23 protein-coding genes are annotated in these 20,435 nt (G+C 65.6%); 14 read left to right on the top strand and 9 right to left on the bottom strand.

The features are described 5' to 3' along the window. Positions 1–4: 4 nt before the first annotated feature. From ASB57_RS11035 to hydA, 3 genes are all read right to left on the bottom strand, one after another. Positions 5–1,669 (bottom strand): ABC transporter substrate-binding protein, encoded by a 1,665-nt coding sequence (locus ASB57_RS11035; protein WP_082621530.1) that lies wholly within the window; start codon positions 1,667–1,669, stop codon positions 5–7. Between the two features lie 68 nt (positions 1,670–1,737). Beyond that, on the bottom strand, positions 1,738–3,198 hold the full coding sequence (locus ASB57_RS11030) for an amidohydrolase family protein (RefSeq protein ID WP_231755396.1): 1,461 nt from the start codon (positions 3,196–3,198) through the stop codon (positions 1,738–1,740). A gap of 76 nt (positions 3,199–3,274) precedes the next feature. Beyond that, complete coding sequence (gene hydA / locus ASB57_RS11025; RefSeq protein ID WP_057652272.1) at positions 3,275–4,741, bottom strand: dihydropyrimidinase; 1,467 nt, start codon at positions 4,739–4,741, stop codon at positions 3,275–3,277. A gap of 262 nt (positions 4,742–5,003) precedes the next feature. Between hydA and ASB57_RS11020 the strand changes: the two genes are divergently transcribed. From ASB57_RS11020 to ASB57_RS10980, 9 genes are all read left to right on the top strand, one after another. Beyond that, on the top strand, positions 5,004–5,684 hold the full coding sequence (locus tag ASB57_RS11020; protein ID WP_369822826.1) for a GntR family transcriptional regulator: 681 nt from the start codon (positions 5,004–5,006) through the stop codon (positions 5,682–5,684). 91 nt (positions 5,685–5,775) lie between these two features. Continuing rightward, on the top strand, positions 5,776–6,654 hold the full coding sequence (locus ASB57_RS11015; RefSeq protein WP_057652270.1) for a transporter substrate-binding domain-containing protein: 879 nt from the start codon (positions 5,776–5,778) through the stop codon (positions 6,652–6,654). Further along, positions 6,651–7,388: an amino acid ABC transporter permease gene (locus ASB57_RS11010; RefSeq protein ID WP_057652269.1), complete on the top strand. Its 738-nt coding sequence runs from the start codon at positions 6,651–6,653 to the stop codon at positions 7,386–7,388. The genes ASB57_RS11015 and ASB57_RS11010 overlap by 4 nt, the downstream gene beginning before the upstream one ends. Continuing rightward, positions 7,378–8,049: an amino acid ABC transporter permease gene (locus tag ASB57_RS11005; protein WP_082621529.1), complete on the top strand. Its 672-nt coding sequence runs from the start codon at positions 7,378–7,380 to the stop codon at positions 8,047–8,049. The genes ASB57_RS11010 and ASB57_RS11005 overlap by 11 nt, the downstream gene beginning before the upstream one ends. Further along, positions 8,036–8,905 (top strand): amino acid ABC transporter ATP-binding protein, encoded by an 870-nt coding sequence (locus tag ASB57_RS11000; RefSeq protein WP_082621528.1) that lies wholly within the window; start codon positions 8,036–8,038, stop codon positions 8,903–8,905. Before ASB57_RS11005 ends, ASB57_RS11000 begins: the two co-directional genes overlap by 14 nt. A 46-nt stretch (positions 8,906–8,951) precedes the next feature. Beyond that, on the top strand, positions 8,952–9,578 hold the full coding sequence (locus tag ASB57_RS10995) for a cysteine dioxygenase family protein (RefSeq protein ID WP_057652268.1): 627 nt from the start codon (positions 8,952–8,954) through the stop codon (positions 9,576–9,578). Next, entirely contained in the window at positions 9,575–10,780 is a 1,206-nt protein-coding gene (gene metC / locus ASB57_RS10990) for a cystathionine beta-lyase (protein ID WP_057652267.1), read from the top strand. The genes ASB57_RS10995 and metC overlap by 4 nt, the downstream gene beginning before the upstream one ends. Positions 10,781–10,838: 58 nt before the next feature. Continuing rightward, positions 10,839–11,033 (top strand): glycine zipper 2TM domain-containing protein, encoded by a 195-nt coding sequence (locus ASB57_RS10985; protein ID WP_057652266.1) that lies wholly within the window; start codon positions 10,839–10,841, stop codon positions 11,031–11,033. Between the two features lie 388 nt (positions 11,034–11,421). Further along, a complete protein-coding gene (locus ASB57_RS10980) occupies positions 11,422–11,649 on the top strand; it encodes a hypothetical protein (protein ID WP_057652265.1) in 228 nt (75 codons plus the stop codon). A gap of 13 nt (positions 11,650–11,662) precedes the next feature. Here the strand turns inward: ASB57_RS10980 and ASB57_RS10975 are convergent, their stop codons facing one another. The 3 genes from ASB57_RS10975 to ASB57_RS10965 form a co-directional block, all read right to left on the bottom strand. Further along, positions 11,663–12,763 carry an ornithine cyclodeaminase family protein gene (locus ASB57_RS10975; RefSeq protein WP_057652264.1) on the bottom strand — a complete coding sequence of 367 codons (1,101 nt, stop codon included), beginning with the start codon at positions 12,761–12,763 and terminating at the stop codon, positions 11,663–11,665. Positions 12,764–12,820: 57 nt separating this feature from the next. Further along, a complete protein-coding gene (locus ASB57_RS10970; protein ID WP_057652263.1) occupies positions 12,821–13,801 on the bottom strand; it encodes a tripartite tricarboxylate transporter substrate binding protein in 981 nt (326 codons plus the stop codon). 242 nt (positions 13,802–14,043) lie between these two features. Then, the gene (locus ASB57_RS10965) at positions 14,044–14,367 is read right to left on the bottom strand and encodes a hypothetical protein (RefSeq protein ID WP_057652262.1); all 324 of its coding nucleotides are present in this window, start codon (positions 14,365–14,367) and stop codon (positions 14,044–14,046) included. 138 nt (positions 14,368–14,505) lie between these two features. On the opposite strand from ASB57_RS10965, the gene ASB57_RS10960 reads away from it, so the two are divergent. From ASB57_RS10960 to ASB57_RS10945, 5 genes are all read left to right on the top strand, one after another. Further along, positions 14,506–14,727, top strand: a complete 222-nt coding sequence (locus tag ASB57_RS10960; RefSeq protein ID WP_057652261.1) for a hypothetical protein — start codon at positions 14,506–14,508, stop codon at positions 14,725–14,727. 206 nt (positions 14,728–14,933) lie between these two features. Beyond that, positions 14,934–15,515: an RcnB family protein gene (locus ASB57_RS31850; protein WP_057652260.1), complete on the top strand. Its 582-nt coding sequence runs from the start codon at positions 14,934–14,936 to the stop codon at positions 15,513–15,515. A gap of 147 nt (positions 15,516–15,662) precedes the next feature. Then, positions 15,663–16,778: an AGE family epimerase/isomerase gene (locus ASB57_RS10950; RefSeq protein ID WP_057652259.1), complete on the top strand. Its 1,116-nt coding sequence runs from the start codon at positions 15,663–15,665 to the stop codon at positions 16,776–16,778. A gap of 209 nt (positions 16,779–16,987) precedes the next feature. Continuing rightward, the gene (locus ASB57_RS30540) at positions 16,988–17,236 is read left to right on the top strand and encodes a hypothetical protein (RefSeq protein WP_082621526.1); all 249 of its coding nucleotides are present in this window, start codon (positions 16,988–16,990) and stop codon (positions 17,234–17,236) included. A gap of 159 nt (positions 17,237–17,395) precedes the next feature. Then, a complete protein-coding gene (locus ASB57_RS10945; RefSeq protein ID WP_057652258.1) occupies positions 17,396–18,148 on the top strand; it encodes an NTP transferase domain-containing protein in 753 nt (250 codons plus the stop codon). A 115-nt stretch (positions 18,149–18,263) separates the two neighbouring features. Here the strand turns inward: ASB57_RS10945 and ASB57_RS10940 are convergent, their stop codons facing one another. The 3 genes from ASB57_RS10940 to ASB57_RS10930 form a co-directional block, all read right to left on the bottom strand. Next, positions 18,264–18,827 carry a hypothetical protein gene (locus ASB57_RS10940; RefSeq protein ID WP_057652257.1) on the bottom strand — a complete coding sequence of 188 codons (564 nt, stop codon included), beginning with the start codon at positions 18,825–18,827 and terminating at the stop codon, positions 18,264–18,266. A 22-nt stretch (positions 18,828–18,849) separates the two neighbouring features. Next, a complete protein-coding gene (locus tag ASB57_RS10935; RefSeq protein WP_057652256.1) occupies positions 18,850–19,068 on the bottom strand; it encodes a hypothetical protein in 219 nt (72 codons plus the stop codon). 253 nt (positions 19,069–19,321) lie between these two features. Further along, complete coding sequence (locus ASB57_RS10930; RefSeq protein WP_057652255.1) at positions 19,322–20,182, bottom strand: NAD(P)-dependent oxidoreductase; 861 nt, start codon at positions 20,180–20,182, stop codon at positions 19,322–19,324. Between the last annotated feature and the right edge of the window lie 253 nt (positions 20,183–20,435).

Below are 20,435 nucleotides of genomic sequence, written 5' to 3'. Positions count from 1 at the left end.
TGGCTTACTTCCCGGTCTTGGAGATGTTCCAGAACACCGGCGCCGGCGACTCCAGCACGCCTTGCAGCGTGTTGCGATACCCCGCCACGCCATTGATCTGGCCCAGCGGCACGACCACGCCTTCGTCCAGCATCACGTCCTGCAGCTTGTTCGTGATCTCCTTGCGTTCGGCATCGGTCCGTGCGGTCAGGAACTTGCCGCGCAGTTCTTCCACGGCCGGCACCGTGGGCCAGCCGAACCAGGCCTGGTCGCCATTGGCGGACACGGCATAGTTACGCAGGGGATCGACGATCTCGCTCATGTGCCAGGTGGTCACGAAAATGCTCCAGCCGCCTTTTTCGGTGGTATCCCGGTTGGCGCGGCGTGACAGCATGGTCATGAAATCCATGGCCTGCAGCGACACGTTGAAGCCGGCCTGGCGCAGCTGCTGCGCGATCACCACCGGAATGGCCGCGGCGGTGGGGATGTCGGTGGACTGCAGGATGACCACCGGCGAACCGTCGTACTTGGCCTGCTTGAGCAGTTCCTTGGCCTTGGCGATATTCGACGGCACGATCATGTCGGCGCGGATATCGCTGGCGTAGGGCATGCCGCAGCCGAACACGGCGCCGCAGACCTTGTAGTAGGCGGGATTGCCGACCTGCGCCTTCAGGATGTCTTCCTGGCCGGTGGCGTACATGGCCGCCTGGCGGATCAGCTTGTCGTTGAAGGGCTTCTGCAGCTGGTTGAAGCGGTACATGGGCTGGTAGCCCGCCTTGTCCAGCACGCGCAGGGTCAGGCTCTTGTTGCCCTCGACCATGGGCGTCAGGTCGTAAGGAACGGCCTCCATGTAATCGATTTCGCCGTTCTGCAGGGCATTGAGGGCGGTCATGGCGTCGGGCATGTTGACCCATTCGACGCGGTCGACCTTGACCACCTTGCCGCCGGCGGTACCGCTGGGCGGCTCGTTACGGGGCACGTAATCGGTGTTCTTGGCATACACCGCCTTCACGCCGGGCCTGAACTCGGCTTGCACGAACTTGAAGGGGCCGGAACCCGTGTAGTCGGTGATGGCCTGGGTGGCGGGGGTCTGCGCCACGCGCTTGGGCATCATGAAGGCCGGCAGGCCGCTGGGCTTGGCCAGGGCGGGCAGGATGTCGACGGGCTCTTTCAGCACGATGGTGAAGGTCTTGTCGTCGACGACGTTGATGGACGTCACCAGCGGCATGAACTGCCTGGCCATCTTGTCCTGCTGGGCCCAGCGCTGGATCGAGGCCACGCAGTCCTCGGCTTTCACCGGCGTGCCGTCATGCCACTTCAGGCCATCGCGGAGGGTGAAGGTGTAGGTCTTGCCGTCGGCGGAGATATCCCATTTGTCGGCCATCTGCGGCCGCACCTTGTTGTCGGCGTCCGTGGCCAGCAAGGTGTCGTAGATCATGTAGGCATGATTGCGCGTCTGATGGGACGCGGTCAGCACCGGATCCAGTACCGTCACCTTGCTCGCCATGACGGCGGTGAGGGTCTGCGACCAGGCGGTCGACGCGCAGAAGGCCGACAGCAGGGCGGTGGCGCAAGCCAGGCCCAGGCGCGTGCGGGCGCCGCCGAGGAACGTGGCGCCCGTGCTGCTTCCAGCTTGGGCGTAGGCTGCCGACGTGACGGCGGCAGGCGTGGCGGCGGTGGTGACGGTCATGAACTTCCCCTTGTATTCGAGGGCTGCTGTCGCGGCCCGGTCGTTGGTATTTTGTTGCCGGTATGGAATCAGAGCGTGTCGAAGGACAGCGGCGACATCTGTTCAGCCGTGCGGCCCGCGACGCGATCGCGTTCCGGCACGCGCTTGAGGGCGCGTTGCTGGGCTTCGTTGACCTGCAAGGCCGCGGTACGGTAGTCCAGCGAATGGACCTTGCCTTCATGCACGACCCGTTGGCCATCGATGTAGACCGTGTGCACGGCCCGGTCCGCGGCGGCATAGACCAGGCTGCGGATGGGATCGCGGGCGGGCTGCATCAGGTGATGCGTCATGTCCACCAGCACCAGGTCGGCGCGCGCGCCCACTGCGATACGGCCGATGTCCGTGCGGCCCAGGGCTTTGGCGCCGCCAGCCGTGGCGGCATGGAAGACCTGGCCCGTGGTCACCGTCCGCGGCGACTCAGCCATCAGGCGGGCCAGATAACCGACGTGGCGCATTTCCTCGATCATGTTGTGCGGATAGGTGTCGGTGCCTATGCCCATGTTGATGCCGGCACGGCGGTAGCGGCCGAAGTCGCGCAAGGCCATGCCGCGGCGCATGAAGACGGTAGGGCAGTGGGCCACGCTGGCGCCGGTCTCGGCCAGGATGGACAGGTCGGTGGCGGTGCTCCAGTGCGTGTTGGGATGATCATCGACGAAGATGCCATGCCCCACGATGCTGTCCTGGTCCAGCACGCCCAGATCGTGCAGCCATTGCACGGGAGTCAGGCCATGGCGGCGCGTGATCTCGTGGAATTCGGGCAGGGATTGGGCCGCGTGGGTCTGCCAGCCGATCTTGCGGCGGCGCGCTTCGGCGTGGCTGTCACGCAGCAGGTCCGCCGTGCAGGTATCGATCTGCGCCGGCACGATCATGCCGCGCAGGCGTCCGCACTCATGCGCTTCGGCGCGGTCGATCAGCTTGAGCGCGCGCTCCATGCCTTCCTCGCCGGCCTTCTCGTCCCACTCGTACTCGACCACGTGGCCGTTGCGCGTGTACCAGCGGGCGGAGCGGAACATGGGCGCCACATACGCGCGCAGCCCGCTTTGCACCAGCACGTCCAGCCAGTGGTCATGGATGATGGACATATCGACCACCGTGGTGACGCCGGACATCAGCAGTTCGGCCGCGGCCAAGGTCAGCTGCGCGGGAGCCGCTTCGGGCTCGCCCAGCATGGTGGGCATGTATTCGTACAGATTGGAGTTGTACAGGCCCGCGGATCCGGTCTCGTCGGTGTAGCCCTTGTTGATGGGCTCGTGCACCAGGTGGCTGTGGATGTCGACCAGGCCCGGCATGACCATCATGCCCGCGCCGTCGACCACGGTGACGTCCGCGCCCGCGGCGGGCGTGTAGCCGGCGCCGACGTGGATGACCTTGCCGTCGGCGAACGCGACGTCGGTCTGGTGCCGGTAGACGTGGGTCTGGCGGTCGTCATCCCAGGCCACGACGGTATGGGCATTCTTGATGAGAGTGGTCTTCACGGCGGTGTTGTTCACTGGGGTGTCCTTACGTGGGGATCCAGGGCTGAGTCAGAAAACGAAGGTGGTATCGCGGCAGGGCCGCGACCAGGAATCAGGCAGGTAATACGTCGCGCAACCAGTGCGCGCGGTCCGGCGTGCGGACGCCGATGGCGGGAATCGAGGGCAGGCCGCGCGGCAGGAATTCGCCGCCGCCGGCCGCGCCGGTAAAGTCGCGGCCGTCCCACACGGTGACGCTACGCAACAGGGTCATGGCCGGCCAGGCGCGCAAGGTGCGCCCGGCGAAGGGCGTGTAGTCGACGTTGTGATGCAGGTGTTCGTTGGTCAAGGTGAATTCGCGCTCGTCCCAGATGACGAGATCGGCGTCGCTGCCGATGGCGATGGTGCCTTTGCGTGGGTACAGGCCATAGGCGCGCGCCGGCGCCGTGGCGGTCAGCTCGACGAATTTGTTGGCGCTGATGCGGCCGCCCAGCACGCCTTCGGAATAAAGCAAAGGCAGGCGGGTTTCGATGCCGGGGATGCCGTTGGGGATGTGGCGGAAGTCGACCTCCTTGCCGCCGGGTTTCTTGCCGTCCGTCCCGTCCAGATTGAACGGGGAATGATCGGACGACACCACCGTGAACAGGCCATCGGCCAGGCCCTGCCAGATGGCGTGCTGGCTGGCGCTGTCGCGCGGCGGCGGGCTGCACACGCAGCGCGCGCCCTCGTAGCTGTCGTCGATGCCCAGGTCGGCGGCGGTCAGCAACAGGTACTGCGGGCAGGTTTCGGCATAGATGTTCAGGCCGCGCACCCGCGCGGCGCGGATCTGCTCGACCGCCTCCGCGCCGGAGATGTGCACCAGCAGCACCGGCACGTCCAGCAGTTCCGACAGCGCGATGGCGCGATGCGCGCCTTCACGTTCGACCAGGGCGGGACGCGACAAGGCATGGAAGCGCGGCGCGGTCTTGCCCGCGGCCTCCAGCTTCTGAGTCAGCCAGGTGATGCAGTCGGCGTTCTCCGCGTGGATCATGGGCATGCCGCCATGGCGCCGGGCCACGTCCAGCACGTCCAGGATCTGACCGTCGTCCAGCTTGAGCCGGTCGTAGGTCATGTACAGCTTGTAGGACGTGTAGCCCTGGCCGATCAGGCCCGGCAGTTCATCCTGCAGGACGGCCTGCGTGGGGTCGGTGATGATCAGGTGGAAAGCGTAGTCGACACAGGCGCGTCCGCCGGCACGCTGGTGGTAATCGTCCAGCGCCGCTTGCAGGGTGCCGCCTTTGCGCTGCGCGGCGAAGGGAATGACGGTGGTGGTGCCACCGCAGGCGGCGGAGCGCGTGCCGGTGAAGAAATCATCGGCCAGACGCACCGGCGGCGCCATCGGTTGGTCCAGATGGCAGTGGGCGTCGATGCCGCCCGGCGTGACCGTGCGGCCGGCCGCGTCGATTTCACGCGCGCCCTGGGCCAGCTGCTGGCCCAACTGAACGATGCGGCCATCGACGATGCCGATATCCGCGTCGTATGTATCGCTGGCCGTGGTCACACGCGCATTGCGCACGACCAGATCGAAACCCCTTGTTGTCATTTTCGATGCGCCTTTTTTTGATGCCGGTCAGCGGTTCCGCAGCGCGGTTCCCGAGTAGCCGGCCAGGGCATTCTAGGACTCACTACAATCCTGGAAACATTAGTGATTACCCGATAGAAAACATTTAAACGAGAAAATGTTTACATTTTTGGGGCATGATGCTGACTGGGCTAAATTGCGCGTAATCGATCGGTTATCTTCCAATTCCTCATCTTTTCCACAGCAGCGAATGGCACGTCAGGCGAAATCCAAAGAACAGGCTTTGACAACCGACAAGCGGGAGCTTTCCAGCGCGGATGTCTACGAGCACATCTACAACGCCATCCTGGACAACCGGCTCAAGCCCGGGACCAAGCTGGTGGAAGAGCGTCTTGCCGAAATCTTCGCGGTCAGCCGGCCGCGTGTGCGTGAAGTGCTGGCGCGGCTGGCCCACGAGCAGATCGTCGAACTGTTCCCGCAACGCGGCGCCTATGTCGCCAAACCGACCATCGAAAAGGCCATCGACGTGTTCGAGGCGCGGCGCCTGATCGAGCCCGCGGTGGTGCGGCGCCTGATCGAATGCCTGACGCCGGAGAAGCTGCAAAGGCTGCGCGCCCATGTCAAGCTGGAGCACGAGGCCCGCGAGCGCAAGGACAAGCGCGCCATCATCCGGCTGGCCGGCGAGTTCCACATCGTGCTCAGCGAGCTGGCGGGCAACGGCGAGTACGCGCGCATCATGCGCGAGCTGTCGACCCTGAGCTGCCTGGTGATCTTTCTCTACAACCTGCCCACGGCCACCAGCTGCCGCGACGACGACCACATCCTGATCATCGACGCCATCGAGGCGCGCGACGTGGCAAGGGCAGAGGCCTTGACCCTGCACCATCTGGATCACATCGAGGAAAGCGTCAAGCTGGAGCCTTTCGACGCGACGCAGGACCTGGAAGAAGTTTTCCGGTTCTGACGGTCATATCTATATCAAAAAGCATTCTTTGCCATGCCGGCGGCGCGCCTGCAGCATGTGGCCTTGATATTCCAACAGGGTCTCAAAACTCATGGCAATGCGCAGGTTTTTCAATATGGGCGCCGCGGCGGCCCTGCTGGCGGCCGCCTGTGCCGCTCACGCCGATGCCACGCTGGACAAGATCCACGAGCGCGGCAAGGTTGCGGTTGGCGTACTGGTAAACGGGGGCGTCTTCGGCTCCATCGATCCCGCCACGCAGCAGCTGGTTGGCTGGAACCCGGAGCTGGCGCGGGCCCTGGCGCAAGGCCTGGGCGTGCAGGTAGACCTGGTTCCTGTGCAAACCGCCACCCGCGTGCAGTTCCTGATTTCCGGCAAGGTGGATCTGCTGGTGGCGTCCATGGAGCTGAACCCGGAGCGTGCCGAGATCCTGGGCTATGCGCCCACGCCGTTCTATCGGGTCGGCGGCGCCGCCGCCATCCGTAAAGACAGCGGCATCCACAAGTGGGAAGACCTGCGCGGCAAGCCCGTGTGCGTGTCCCAGGGCAGCAGCTTCGCCGATCCCCTGACCAAGCAGTATGGTGCGCAGGTCAAGGGCTACAAGAGTTCGTCCGATTCGCTGCTGGCCTTGCGCGGCGGCCAGTGCGTGGCGGCCGTCCACGATTCCACTCTGATCTATCCGCTGTTGAAATCCAATCCCGAGTGGAGCGGCTATGAAGCGCCTATCGCCGACACCATCCTGCCCGCCATCTCGGTGGTCTGGACGCGCAAGGGCGAGAAGGACACCATCGCGGCCGTCGACAAGATCGTGCGGGGCTGGCACCGCAGCGGCTGGCTGATCGATACCGAAAAGCGCCTGGGCATCGAGCCCGCGCTGCCTTTGCTGCAGGAACTGAAGCAGCAGGCGGAGAAGGAAGGATGGGCGCCTGTCACGGCTAAAGCGGCGTCGCAGCCGCCGGCGGCCGGCAAGTGATCGACACGGTACTGCAGGCCTGGGTCAGCTTCTGTAAGCCCCTGGGCCTGAACTACGGCTTCGTCCTGGATGCCAGCGAGCGCGCGTCCTTCGTGCACGGTCTTTGGGTGACCCTGGAATTGTGTGCGTGGACCATGCCGGTCAGCCTGCTGTTCGGCGTGCTGATCGCCGCCGGGCTGTCCAACGGCCCGGCCTGGGTCCGGGGCCCTCTGCGCGGGTTCGTCGAGCTGACGCGCAACACGCCGACGCTGGTCCAGCTGTACTGCGCTTTCCTGGTGTTGAACATGCTGATCACCCAGCACCTGGGCACGGCCAATCCGCTGACGCCTTTCATCTGGGTGGTGCTGGTGGTGGGTTTGCATAAGGCGGTCTTCCACGCGGAGGCCTTGCGGGCCGGCATCGAGGCAGTGCCGCCGGTAATGCTGGAATCCGCGCGCTCGCTGGCCTTCACGCGCGGCCAGACCCTGTTGCGCGTGCAGTTGCCGCTGGCCGTGCGCTTCGCGCTGCCGGCGCTGGTGAACAATCTGGTCGATCTGGTCAAGATGACCGCCATCGCATCGGCGATCGCGGTGGGCGACGTGACCTACGAGTCCATCATGATCTGGTCGCATAGGGACAATGTGCTGGAGCTGTTGTTGCTCATCCTGATCTATTTCGGCTTGCTGACCTGGCTGGTCAGTGTGCTGGGCCGTTGGCTGGAACAGCGCCTGAGGATGCCCGGTTATGGTCAATGAGCTGTTGCGCTGGTCGCCCGCGTTGCTGCTGGGGCTGGGGGTGAACATCGGCCTCAGCGTGCTGGCCATGGGGCTGGGCACCTTGCTGGGCCTGTTCGTGGGGGCGCTGTCGTTATCGCCACTGCGAGCGGTGCGCGCGGTGACGCGAGGCTACGTCCAGGTGTTCCGCAACGCGCCCATCCTGGTGCTGATCTACTTCACCACCTATGTGTTTCCTTTCGAAGTGCGGCTGTTCTCGTGGTCGATGTCGTTCCCGGACTGGATCAAGGTGGTGATCGGCCTGGCGCTGCCGGCCAGCGCCAACGTCGCGGAGATCTTCCGCGGCGCCATCCAGTCCATTCCGGGGGCGCAGTGGGAAGCGGCACAGTCGCTGGCGTTTCGGCGCCGGCAGATCTTCCGCATGATCGTGCTGCCTCAATGCGTGCGCCGCATGCTGCCGCCATGGATGAATCTGTACGCCAGCATCACCATGAGCACCGCGCTGGCATCGCTGGTCGGCGTGCATGACCTGGTCGATACCGCCACCGTCGCCAGCAATACCGTCGCCCGCACGGATTTCACCATCGCGGTGTACTTCACCATGCTGGCCTTGTTTTTCGCCTACTGCTTTCCCATTTCGCGCTGGACGCGCCGTCTGGAGGCCCGCCATGTCCGTCATTGAATTCCGTCCTCCGCAGGAAGGCGCGCAGCCGCTTGCTCCGTCCCAGCCCGCCACCCAAGCGCTCGTCAGCCTGCGCGACGTTTACCTTTCCTTTGGGGAGACGGAAGTACTCAAAGGCATCGACGTCGAGGTCAAGCAGGGCCAGGCAGTATCCATCATCGGCCCGTCCGGGTCAGGCAAGTCCACCATCCTGCGCTGCATCACGGGACTGCTGCGACCCCAGCGGGGGGCCATCCACGTCGACGGCGTGGCCGTCCACACGCTGACCGCCGAGGCGCAGCTCATCGCACTGCGCAAGCAGGTGGGTTTCGTGTTCCAGCAGTACAACCTGTTCCCGCATCTGAGCGTGCTGGAAAACCTGGTCATTGCCCCCGTCCGCGTGGGTAGCCTGCCGCGCGCCCAGGCCGTTGCCCGCGCCCGCGAGCTGCTGGCCAAGGTGCGCATGGAGCACAAGGAAAACGCCTATCCCGGCGAGCTCTCGGGCGGGCAGCAGCAACGGGTGGCGATCGCGCGCGCCCTGGCCATGCGTCCAAAGCTGATCCTGTTCGACGAAGTGACGTCGGCCCTGGACCCGGAGATGGTCGGCGAGGTGCTGACCGTCATCCGCGACCTGGTGCGCGATGGCCTGACCTGTCTGCTCGTGACCCACGAAATGCGCTTCGCGGAAGAGGTCAGCGATACCGTGTACTTCACCGAGGCCGGGCTCATCGTTGAGGCCGGCCCCCCGGCGCGCCTGTTCGGTGCGCCAGCCAATCCGCGCACGCGCGCCTTCCTGCAGCGCGCCGCCCATCCAGGGCGCGATGAACGCGCGCTCCTGCCATTTTCCCCGGTGCCCATCACCGCACTGGCGTACTGAATCCGTGGATTCGATACGCCGCTCTCATTTTTTTCGTGGAGATATCATGACTCAAGCTTCTTCGACCGCCGCCGAGCGTCAACAACAGGTCAAGGCCGCGCTGGCCGATGTGCGTGCATTGCTGGCCGGCCGCAAGCTGGACCGCGACGCGCTGAACGACGTCACCCGTCGTCTGGAACAACTGGCCGCGGCTGGCCACCTGTTCACGCGCGAGGATTTCCCGCCGCCGGCGAGCGCGGCCGAAGTGGGCGCGTCGACCCGCTATCGCCTGAATCCGGAGGACAGCGATGACGATGTGGCGCTGTATCTGAACTCCATCAATCCCGGTAAAACCACGGTGCCGCACAATCACACCACCTGGGCGGTGATCGTCGCCATCGCGGGCGATGAGCTGAACCGGGTTTATCGCCGTACCGACGATGGCTCCGATCCTACCCGCGCGGCGCTGGAGCAGGCACGCGAGGTCGTGGTCCGCCCCGGCCAGTCGATCGCCTTCCTGCCGGACGACATCCACAGCATCCACGTCACCGGCAATGAGCCCACCTTGCATTTCCACTTGTACGGCCGGCCGCTGGAGACGCTGTCGGACCGTATCGGCGTGAACCTGGAAACGGGCGAGATCATCAACTACAACAAGAACCACATGCGCGATAGCCAGGTGGCGCGAGCATGAGCCACGCCGACGGCTTGCGCATCCAAACCCGGCTGGCGCACGCTGGCGCGCCCACACCTGTCGATGGCCGTGCCGGCCCCGTCAACGTGCCGGTCGTGCGGACCAGCACGGTCCGCTTCCCCAACACCGCGACGCATGCCGCGTTGGCCGCGAGCCGCGCCGCCGGGGAAGCTGTGGCCACCTATGGCCGCCATGGCCTGGACACGCACCGGGCGCTGGAGGAAGCCGTGGCGACCCTGGAAGGGGGCCATCGCGCGGTGCTGGCGCCGTCGGGACTGGCGGCCATCACGCTGGTGTTGCTGGCGACGTTGACGGCGGGCGATCATGCGCTGGTATCGGACAGCGTCTACTCGCCGGTGCGCAAGGTCGACCACACGCTGCTGCAACGCTACGGCATCGAGGTCGAATACTTTTCGCCCGCCCGCGGTGATCTGGAAGCGCGCATCCGGCCCACCACGCGCCTCCTTTACCTGGAATCGCCCAGCTCGCTACTTTACGAAGTGCTGGATCTGCCCGCGCTGGCGGCGATCGCGCGCCGCCACGACGTGGTGGTGGCCGTCGACAATACCTGGAGCGGCGGCCTTTACTACCAGCCGCTGGCGCTGGGCGCGAATATCTCGGTGCAAGCCGCCACCAAGTATCTGGGCGGCCATTCGGACGCCATGCTGGGCGTGGTCACCGTGGATAGCCCCGCGCTGGCGCGGTCGATAGGTGCGATCCACGACGCCCTGGGCTTTTCCGTCAGCGCCGACGAAGCCTATCTGGTGCTGCGCGGCCTGCGCACGCTGGATGTGCGGCTGGCGCGGCACCAGGTTAACGCCACCGAGGTGGCGCGCTATCTGGCGCGACATGCGGACGTGGGGCGCGTGTATTACCCGGCCTTGCCGCAAGATCCCGGGCACGCGCTGTGGCAGCGCGACTTCAGTGGCGCCAGCGGGCTGGTGTCCTTCGCCTTTCGCGGCGACGATGCGCGCGCGGCCGCGGTCTTCATCGACCACCTGCGCCATTTCGCCATCGGCGCGTCCTGGGGCGGCTACGAGAGCCTGGCGCTGGAGGCCGCGCCAGCGCGCTTGTCCGAGCACAGTTATTGGGACGGCCGCGGGCCCGTTGTGCGTCTGCACATCGGCCTGGAGCATCCGCAGGATCTCATCGACGATTTGAGCAGGGCTTTCCAGGCGACCGCTGACGCACTGCGATGCTGATCAGGCAGGTACACCCCTTGCTTTGTCTCCCGTACCCAATTTTCCAGGGAGACGAAAAATGCGACATGTCATCATCAAATACGTGGCGACCGCGGCGCTGGCTCTCGGTATTCCTTTCATGTCAGGATGCACGCTGGGCGGCGCGGCGGCCGGCGGGGTCATCGGCCACGAAGCCACGAATGGCAGTACGGCGGGGACCGTAGGCGGTGCGGTGCTGGGTGGCGTGATCGGCCACGAAATCGGCAAGGATTGACGGGCGCGGCGCGCCATAGGGCATGCGCTGTAGGACAGTCCGGCGATTCAACCTCGGTTTTCCTCATGCTCGTGGTTGAGGAATCGGGCGCTCGGATCAGGACCCGTCCCCCACACGCATGATCCGCCCAAGAACGACCGGATGAATCCGGTCGTTTTGCATTCTGATCCAGATGGCCGATCAGATCCGCCATTCCTCGTGCAATGGATACCATCCGAGGGCAAAATCTGCTCTTCCATGCATGCTGCGTTGCGGCTCAACGGGCGTCATTTGTCCTTGCAATTGCAATGTTCACGCGCCTAGGCTTAAGGCTTTTGCAGTGCGATAGTTCAGGTGCACGGCGGGCGCGGGATTGCTCGCGGTAAACCGTCACCACCGGAGCGTTGCCATGATCCAGTACAAGGACTTCATCATCGAATGCGCGGTCGAGGCCGCACCCCAGCGTAGCGGCGAGTATCAGACTCGTATCTTCATTTCCATGCTGGAGGGGGGAGAGCCGGTGAATGGCTTCGAGTTTCCCCCTTATCCCGGCGCCCAGATCGGCACGCCGGGGATGGCGCGCCAGGGCGCTGAACAGTGGGCGCGCACCTGGATAGACGAGAACTTCGCTATCTGACGCGCGCCTCATCCTAATTGCGGATGTCCTGGATGAACCATTCCAGCGGCAGTTCGTGGCCCAGGCCCTGCGCCTTGGCCTTGCGATACACCAGTCCGCCTACCGATGAAAATTGCACGCCCCAGTTGCCCACGGTGTAGTAGAAGGTGATCTGGTCATCACGCGTGCGCCCGGGCGCCTTGCCGGAGATGACGTCGGTGTAGACCGGCCAATCCTGCGTCGGCAGGCGCGCTTTCTTGGGTTTGGGTAAACGAAGCTGTTCTTCGGCGCTGCCGGCCACGTAAGCCTGCGGACTGCCGGAGATCCCTTTGCGGAAACGCTCGGTTTCGGCTATGGGCATTTCCTCGCGGCCCTGCTGCACGGCGACGTCGAAGCGCTCGACGATGGCGGGGTCGATTTCGCGCGGCGTCAGCACGACCACATGCATGCCCGGTTCCAGCCACTCCGGTTGCAGCACTGGCGTCATGCTGTCGGTGCAGGTGGCGACGATGTCGGCGCCGCGCACCGCATCGCGCGGATCGTCCACCGCGACGATCTCGATGCCAAGGCGTTCAGCGTTTTCGCGCGCGAAGCGCTCGCGGTTCTCGGGCTTGCGGCTGTACACGCGCACGCGGCGGATGTCGCGCACCGCCAGGATGGCTTCCAGAAAGGTCTGGGCCATGCCGCCCGAGCCGATGATGCCGAGTTCGCGCGAATCCTCGCGCGACAGCAGCCGCGTGCCGATGCCGGCCGCGCCGCCCACGCGCATATGCTGCAGATGGCCGTCATTGAGCAGCGCCAGCGGTTGGCCATTGCCGGTGCTGAACAGGAAAACCAGGCCGCAGTACGTGCCTGGCTCCATGCAGTATTTCTGCTCGCTGCCGCCCGCGGCGTGGTCGCGCGGCCAGACCAGGATGTCAGACTTCAAGCGCACCGCCAGGATGCCACCGCTGCTGCCCTCCACCGAGCCCCAGCGGTAATAGCCGTCGTCGCGGTCACACGGCACGTACATGTCCATGCGTGGACGGCCTATGGCCGCACCGGTCAGCAGGCCGGCAAACGCCTGCTCCTGCGCGTCGATGCACTCGCGCATCGTCAGCACTTTTTCGACGACTTCATTGTTGATCAACAGCATGATTTCTCCTGGAGGCTGCTGGTGTTGCGGGGGCGCTCCTGATTGCGCCGGGATGACCTATTGCGGCTGCAGGCCGGATTTACGGATGACCCCGCCCCAGCGCTCGCTTTCCTGGCGCAGGAAGTCACGGAACTGCTCGGGCGAAGATCCCGCGGGCTCGGCGCCTTCCTCGACCAGCATCTTGTTGACGTCGGGCGTGTGGACGAACTTGACGAGCGCCGCGTTGAGCTTGTCGATGATGGGACGGGGCGTGCCCTTCGGGGCCAGCACGCCGTACCAGACGCTGGCCGCGTAGTTGGGTACGGTTTCGGCGACCGTGGGGACGTCCGGCAGCGCGGGGTTGCGATGGGGAGTGGTCACGGCGACCGCGCGCAACTGCTTGTTCTTGACGAAATTCAGGCCGGCGGTCATGTCGGCGAAGGTCATGGTGACCTCGCCGGTGATGACGGCCTGGATGGCGGGCGCGGTGCCTTTATAGGGAACATGCAGCAGATCGACGTCGGCCAGCACCTTGAGCAGCTGCGCCGACAAATGGGCGGTGCCGCCCAGGCCGGAAGAGGAGAACGTCAGCTTGCCCGGCTCTTTGCGGGCCAGGGCCAGCAGGTCGGCCACCGTGTGGATGGGGGAATCGTTCTTGACCAGAAGGACCGCGGGCACGTCGGCGATCAGGCTGATGGGAGCCAGGTCCTTGTGGGGGTCATAGCTCAGTTTCTTCATCAGGTACGGCGCCACGACCAGCGGGGAGGGCGAATCGAGGATCAGGGTATAGCCATCGGGGGCGGCCACCGTCAGGGCCTGCGTGCCCACCACGCCGCCGGCGCCAGGCCGGTTTTCCACGACCACCGCCACGCCCAGTTCGGTGCCCAGGTTGCGCGCGACCAGCCTGGCCATGATGTCGACCCCGCCCCCTGGTTCATAGGGCGTGATCAGGCGAATGGGGCGGTTGGGATAGGACTCGGTGGCCGCCTTTTGGGCGTGGCTGATACCGAGAGGTGCGCAGGCCAGCAGGGCACTTAGCAACAGGTAAGGCAGTCTCATGAAGCGTCTCCGTCTTCGTTTCCTTTGGGGAAGACCGGTGCGCATGAGGCCCGGTCCTTATCTTTGTATTCGACGGTATACCATTTATATCGAACCGACAATGAGGTGCATCCCCGGCTGGGGGCGCTTGAAGAGGGGCGGGAGGTGGGCGCGGCGCGGAGCCGCGCCGTCCGTGGCGCGTGGCGGCCGGCCGGTGGCGAAAGACAGGCGCCCTGATGGCGGCGTGTTGCCGCCGTCAGCGCTTACTGGCTGTTGGCGCTTTTTTCGCTGGGGGCGGGGAAGGGGATGCAGCTGAAGGTCACGTAAGCCTCGCGCGGCCCCAGGCCGGTCGCATGATTGGACGTGATGACAGGCTTGCTCATCTTGCGGCCGATGGACTGGCAGTAATCGCTGGCGCGCAGCAGGGCCTGGCTCTTGATGTCGACCCACGACGTGGCCTGCACGGTGCTGCGGTTGCTGATCGTGTATTGGTCGGGCTCTCCGGTTTCCATGACGGGGCTCATGGTGGTCGTGCAACCGGCCAGCGTGGCCAGCGCGACAGCGAAGAGGGCAAAACGGAAGGACATGGGTGCTCCAGGCGATATGGCGCACATTATGCAGGACACGGGCCGGTTTCCGGAAACGGGACGGAGAGGGGCGCGCGGCCAATGACCGATAATACGGACCTTACGTAAACACACAAGCCAGCATCCGGGAGGCTATCGATGCCGCTGCATACTTTCAAGAAGGGCGAGTTGGGTCATTGGCTGCAAGTCGTGGCAGACAACACCAACACCGAAAAGGCGCAAGACTATGTGCCCATCCCGCCGGAATTCATTGACGCCTTGACCACGCTGCGTTGCATCGAGCGCAATAGCGCCGGCATCCTGGTGGTAACAGAAAAAGGACGGCTGGCGCTGCACATGGGGCGGTCGGGAGAGATCTAAGTCGCCTGTCCTACGGCGCGGCTGCCAGTTTCCCTGATTTTGCGGCTTGGCCCGGCTGTTACATTCAGACGCCCGTCGTGCCGGATTCTCCCTATTTATGGGGCCTGAGTCGCAATGTTCCGGCCCCTGTTTCGGTACTCTAGAGTCATTCCGTGCGTGAGAGGTCTACGCGATCGTTGCGTGCCGCGCATGGGGAGGAACCGATCATGCACAAGAAACCGTTATATAACGCCTCGCCGGCTCGTCAACGCGCACTGCGCGCGACGGGCGCCCTGATGGCGGGCATGCTCACCGCCGCGTCGCTGGCGATCAGCGTCCCGGCTCATGCTGAAGAACATGGTCAAAAGGTTATCGGCCCCTTGGCGCAGAATGACCGCGGTCCCGGTGGCCCCGGCGGCCCTGGTGGAAACGGTGGCGGCCAAGGCCGTCCCGGCGGTCCCGGCGCCCAAGGCAACCCCGGTCATCAGGGTGGTCCCGGCGGTCCCGGCGCGCAGGCGCCTGGCCACGGTGGTCCCCAGGGCGGTCCGGGTCATTCCGGTCCGGGCAAGAACAATGGCCGTCCGCCGCAAGGCTATGGTCCCGACGCGCACGGTCCTGGCGGTCCGCGATGGGCCAAGGGCGACCGCGTGCCGGCGGAGTATCGCAACCGCCAATACGTGGTCGAAGACTGGCGCGGCTATAACCTGCAAGCGCCGCCGCGCGGCTATCAGTGGGTGGGTATCGGCCCGGACTTCGTACTGAGCGCCATTGCCACCGGCGTCGTCCTGCAGGTCGTGCTGGGGCATTGATCGCTTTGCAGTAAAAAACGCGCTCGCCTGCGAGCGCGTTTTTTTTCGGCGGCGGGCGCATCGCCGCTCAAACCGCTGCTGGTCCGCGCCGCGCGCATCGGGTATCGTGCGGGCTGTGGTTTTTTCTGCCGCCGCCCGCGCGTTTTCATGCCCGCCTCACGTTCCGATTCCGTCGATACCTCCGTTCTGGCCCTGGTCGCCGGCCTGCGCCAGCATTACAGCGATGTCGTGCTGCCGCTGTGGCGGACGACGGGGTACAACCCGGAACTGCAACTCCCCTACGAAGCCGTGGACAGCGCGCGCCTGCAAGTCATGCCGGTGACGCGTTATCGGGCGATGGCGTGCGCGCGCCAGCTTTACGTGCACACGATGGCGGGTGCTACCGAGCATGCCGCCCGGCTGTTCGATTCGCTGCGCAAGCGTTTCGCGCACTCCGAGGGCGGCTGGATGTACAGCATCGACGCTGAAGGTGTAGCGCTCGATCAAACCCACGATCTCTATACCTACGCTTTCGTGATTTTCGCGTGCGCGGCGCACTATCGCGTGACGCGCGACCGGCGTGCGCTGGACCTCTTGGGCGAGACCGCGGGCCAGGTCGAAACCCGCTTCACGGCGCCGGCGGGTCTTTACTGGGCGCAGCTCAAGCCGGACCTGTCCGGCCCTTTGCTGGATGTTCAACAGAACCCGGTGATGCATTTGACCGAGGCCTATCTGGCCGCGCGCGACGCCACCGGCGACGCGGGTTTCACCACGGCCTTGCAACGGGTCATCGGCGGGATGGCGAGAACGTTCCTGCACGGACCGACGCAATGCATCACGGAGTTGCGTGTCGGTGTGCCGGACAACCGCATCGAACCGGGCCATCAGTTCGAATGGCTGGCCCTGGCGCGTAGTGCGCCGGACGTGTTCGGCGATACCGTGTTGGGCGATGCCTTGGAGCATGCGTTCAAGTTCGCCCAGGCGCAAGGCGTGGACATGGCCACGGACGGGGTGTGCGCCGCGCTCGATCTGCGTGGCGAGATCATCGATCCCACGCAGCGGATCTGGGCGCAGACGGAATACGCACGCGCCTTGGCCGTGCATGGGGATCCTGCCGTGGGGGCGCTGCTGAAGCGGCAACTGCAACGTCTGCGCGAGCGCTTCCTGCAGCCGCGCGGCTGGTACGAGTGCCTGGACGCTGACGGCATGGTGGCCCGCTCCGACATGCCGTCCACGACGCCTTATCACCTGGCGACGTCCTACGAGGCCTTGCCGGCGGCGTAACGTGCTGCCCCGCCAAGTGGCGGTTTATTTCACATTGTTCGTAATTCTTGTGAATCGTTGAGTTTTCTGCGATCCTGGCGCGCTTGGAACCTGCCGCCCTTATCGCGGGGGAGCCGTGCGACTACGTCAGCCGGCTTCATGGCAGGAGGCGCGGCCATGGGGCGTGACCCTTCCCGTGACCGTAACGACATCAAGGACAGGAATCCCCGATGACGACTCCCAGGCTGGTGAGTGGCTTTACTGTTTACGCCTATTCGACGCCGCCCAATGAAGACGGGCCTGCTTGTGCGTACATGGAAACCAAGAAGGCCGGCAGCGAAGAAGAAGCGCTGACGTTCCGCATTTTCAAGACGCGCCGCTTCCGCAATGGCATCGAAGCCATGTCGGCCGCCCGCAATGCCTTGGCGGCCGTCAAGACCGTCGACGAAGAGGGCATTCCGGATCCCATGCCGGAGTGATGCCCTACAGGCCTGACAGGCTGGTCTGATTGCCCGCGCGGCCCCTGCCGTACGACAGGGTGCGGCGCGCAGTCGCTCAGGCGCGGTTGCGCCCGGCCGCAGGCCGCGCTGTCGGCGGCTGCCGCGACAGAGGCATTCCAGGCCGCTTAAACTGGCGCGATGCCTACGAACGCTCCACATTCAGATCCCGCGGCGGACCTGCCGGCCTATGTCGGCATCTTGCTGGCGGGCGGCGCGGGCGCGCGCTATCGCGCCTCGGCGGGCGATGACGGCGCCGACAAGTTGCTGGCCTTGCTGCCGGACGGCCGTCCCATCGTGGTCGCCGCGGCAATGGCGCTACGGGAAGTGGCCACGCGCGTACTGGTGGTCCTGCGGCCAGGCCGTTCCGCTTTACGCGATGCCCTGGCCAGGGTGCCTGGGTGTGAGCTGATCGAATCCGTAGAAGCTGAGCGCGGCATGGGCGCCAGCCTGGCCGCTGCCGCACGGCACCTGTGCGCGCAAGATGCCCCAGGCGATGGGGCCGGCGGCGTTTCCGCCCGTGGCATGGGCACAGTTTCCGCAGGTGGCGTGGTCGCTGTTCCCGCACATGGCGTGGTCGCTGTTTCCGCGCGTGGCGTGGCCGCCGTTCCCGCACGTGGCGTGCTGGTGGCGCTGGGCGATATGCCGTGGGTCACGCCGGCGACTTTGCAAGCCATCTGCCAGGCAGGGGCCGGACATCCCATCGTGGCACCGGAATACGACGGCCGCCGCGGCCATCCGGTCGCCTTCGCCTGGGACCTGTTGCCGGAACTGGCAAGGCTCGATGGCGACACGGGCGCGCGCGTGCTGCTGCAACGCCATGGCGTGCATCTGCTGCCTTGCCATGACGCCGGCGTGCTGCGCGACGTCGACACGATCGCTGATCTTGCCTGAGCGCGCCGGCAGAATCGCCCTCGCGACCGCGCGGGGCATGGCGTCCGACCGGCTTGCAGGCGCGCGCGGTCAAGCACGCGGCCAGCCGCGGCCGGCTGGCCGCTACATAAGTGCTTCACTCACCCGAAGTACGAGGCTTGATACACCGCGGCAAGCGTCCGCCCTTACGCTCCTTCGTCGGCTGCTCCCCATCCCTGGACGGCCGATTTTCGAGGGGTGCTTCCTCGAGCTCCTGGGCCTTGGCCAGGAGCTCCAGTGTCGCGGGTTCGCCGGCCGCGATCGGGGCTTTCAAGTCGGACGGACTGCGTTCCGCCTTCTTGCTCGATCCGCCAAACGGCCACTTCACCCCGTGGAAAAAGGAGTGCGCCCTGCTATGGCCTTTCCTTTTCGGCAAGAGGGTGGGCTCAACGTCCGCCAATCCGCCGGGCGGGGCGACGTTCTCGTTCGCCGCGGCACCGCCCGCGGGCGTGGCGCGTGGCGCGCCGTCCCCGACCTGCACGATTTGCGGCGATTCGGCTTTGACACCATAAGGTACCGTGCTGGACCGGCGCTGCGCGCCCGCGCCGCCGCTGAATGACAAGGCTTTCGGACGGTCGTCGTTGACCGGGCTAGACGGCGCGGGGGTTTCCGAAACGCGCCGGGCGGTGGGGGAAGCAGGAGGAATATTGCCTATGGTCATGACCTAGGTCTCCAGTAGACGATCAATGCAAATCGACCGTCGCGGGACGGCAGACGAGGAGGCTCAGGTGGCGGCCGCGGCGCGGCGTGGCCGCGACGGCGTAATGCAGCGGTTGCCAGGGTGACGGCACGCGGACATATTGATCGGGATCACGCAAACGCCGCGCGCGCAGGGCGCGCAAGGCAAACAGGGCACGGGCCGCCCAGGGCGTATGCCGGGCGAAGGAGGGGATATGGCGCAAGATGCTGTCTCCGTAACTTCGTTGTAAACACAGTGAAGAGCTGGGCGGGCGACTTGTTATTTTTTAGGCATCAACCGCACAGTTCCGCACGTAAGTTGCGGTTTACGTACTCTGGTTCCGAAAGTCGAAAAGATTTTTCCTGCGAGCAGGCGGGTGGCAGGCTGGCCATCGGACAGCCCAGGCTGAGGGAGGGCGCGCGCGGGTGGCGCCGCCGGGCTGCCGCTATAGGACGGGCCGCGCCGTCACGCTCGCGTTACGAGGGCCGCTCGCCCGCTTCCTGCTCGAAGAACGCCCCCAGCTGCGTGACCGACTCACCCTGGTCGCGTTGCGCCGCGGCCAGCGCTTCGTAGATATCGCCGAAGCGGCGGTAGACATCGCTGCCCGCGGCATCCTCCTGCAGGAAGTCCGCGATCTCGTGCATCTCCGCGACCCAGCGGTAGGCCTTGCCGAACATGTCCGGAACCGCGCGTTCGAATTGCGCCAGCAGATGCGGCTGACTCTCGGCCAGCACCGCATGCAGGGCCGCGGCGGCGCCATTGCGGGTCGCCGCCATCAGCATGGTGGCGGCCAGCGCGGTCAGCCCCTTGGTCAAACCCGCGTAAGACATCTTCAAGGCCGATGCGGCGCCCACTTCGGCGGGCATTACCCGCACGCGCAAGTGCGCGCGTCCCAGGGCCTCGACCGCGCCCGCGGCCGGCCCGGCGCAATACAGGACAGGACCGGGCTGGCCTGGCTTGGGCGGTCCGCCGATGATGCCGCCGTCGACGAACGCGGCCCCGCTGCCGTGGATGATGTCTGCGATGCGGGCAACCGTACGCGGGCTGACGGCATTGCAGTCGACATAGACAGGGCAGCGGCCCGCATCGCGGAACAGCGCCGCATAGTGGCGGGCAACCGATTCGGCCTGGGCTGGCGGCACGATGGACAGGAACAGGTCGGCATGAGCGAGCTCCGCATCGTTGCGGTGGTGCATGCCGGCCGCACGCGCGCGGTCGACACTGGCTTCGCTGCGCCCGCCGAGGGAGGTCAGGACTTGCAGACCGTGTTCATCCAGGCGGCGGCCGATGGCGCTACCCATGGCGCCGGGGGCGACGATGGCGACACGTGGCTTCATATGCATGCTCCTGCTGGCGCGTTGCGTCATTGCCCTGGCTGCCACGGGTCGGCCGTGCGCGAGCGTTGCCGGGGCGTAGGCGCATCGCTTATCGGTTCGATGAAGGCATGAATCAGCCATTCTTGAACCGCGTGGATCGGGGCCGGCATCGGTCAATTTACACGGCCCGCCATGGCTTGCGCCAGTTTGTGCGAGTATTCGCGAAGCGGCGCGTATGGTGGCGCCGCATCCTTGCCATGGAAGGAATGTTTCG

This window comes from Bordetella sp. N (assembly GCF_001433395.1).
GTDB lineage: Bacteria > Pseudomonadota > Gammaproteobacteria > Burkholderiales > Burkholderiaceae_B > Bordetella_C.
This window is presented reverse-complemented; position numbering and strand designations above follow the sequence as displayed.

Coding starts and splice junctions, on each gene's coding strand:
- ASB57_RS10970 (WP_057652263.1), bottom strand. CDS start 13,801: ATGAGACTGCCTTACCTGTTGCTAAGTGCCCTGCTGGCCTGCGCACCT.
- ASB57_RS30540 (WP_082621526.1), top strand. CDS start 16,988: ATGACGACTCCCAGGCTGGTGAGTGGCTTTACTGTTTACGCCTATTCG.
- ASB57_RS10930 (WP_057652255.1), bottom strand. CDS start 20,182: ATGAAGCCACGTGTCGCCATCGTCGCCCCCGGCGCCATGGGTAGCGCC.
- ASB57_RS31850 (WP_057652260.1), top strand. CDS start 14,934: ATGCACAAGAAACCGTTATATAACGCCTCGCCGGCTCGTCAACGCGCA.
- ASB57_RS11000 (WP_082621528.1), top strand. CDS start 8,036: ATGTCCGTCATTGAATTCCGTCCTCCGCAGGAAGGCGCGCAGCCGCTT.
- ASB57_RS11005 (WP_082621529.1), top strand. CDS start 7,378: ATGGTCAATGAGCTGTTGCGCTGGTCGCCCGCGTTGCTGCTGGGGCTG.
- ASB57_RS10950 (WP_057652259.1), top strand. CDS start 15,663: ATGCCCGCCTCACGTTCCGATTCCGTCGATACCTCCGTTCTGGCCCTG.
- ASB57_RS11015 (WP_057652270.1), top strand. CDS start 5,776: ATGGCAATGCGCAGGTTTTTCAATATGGGCGCCGCGGCGGCCCTGCTG.
- ASB57_RS10980 (WP_057652265.1), top strand. CDS start 11,422: ATGATCCAGTACAAGGACTTCATCATCGAATGCGCGGTCGAGGCCGCA.
- ASB57_RS10940 (WP_057652257.1), bottom strand. CDS start 18,827: ATGACCATAGGCAATATTCCTCCTGCTTCCCCCACCGCCCGGCGCGTT.
- ASB57_RS10975 (WP_057652264.1), bottom strand. CDS start 12,763: ATGCTGTTGATCAACAATGAAGTCGTCGAAAAAGTGCTGACGATGCGC.
- ASB57_RS11035 (WP_082621530.1), bottom strand. CDS start 1,669: ATGACCGTCACCACCGCCGCCACGCCTGCCGCCGTCACGTCGGCAGCC.
- ASB57_RS10965 (WP_057652262.1), bottom strand. CDS start 14,367: ATGTCCTTCCGTTTTGCCCTCTTCGCTGTCGCGCTGGCCACGCTGGCC.
- ASB57_RS10945 (WP_057652258.1), top strand. CDS start 17,396: ATGCCTACGAACGCTCCACATTCAGATCCCGCGGCGGACCTGCCGGCC.
- ASB57_RS10960 (WP_057652261.1), top strand. CDS start 14,506: ATGCCGCTGCATACTTTCAAGAAGGGCGAGTTGGGTCATTGGCTGCAA.
- metC (WP_057652267.1), top strand. CDS start 9,575: ATGAGCCACGCCGACGGCTTGCGCATCCAAACCCGGCTGGCGCACGCT.
- ASB57_RS10995 (WP_057652268.1), top strand. CDS start 8,952: ATGACTCAAGCTTCTTCGACCGCCGCCGAGCGTCAACAACAGGTCAAG.
- ASB57_RS10985 (WP_057652266.1), top strand. CDS start 10,839: ATGCGACATGTCATCATCAAATACGTGGCGACCGCGGCGCTGGCTCTC.
- hydA (WP_057652272.1), bottom strand. CDS start 4,741: ATGACAACAAGGGGTTTCGATCTGGTCGTGCGCAATGCGCGTGTGACC.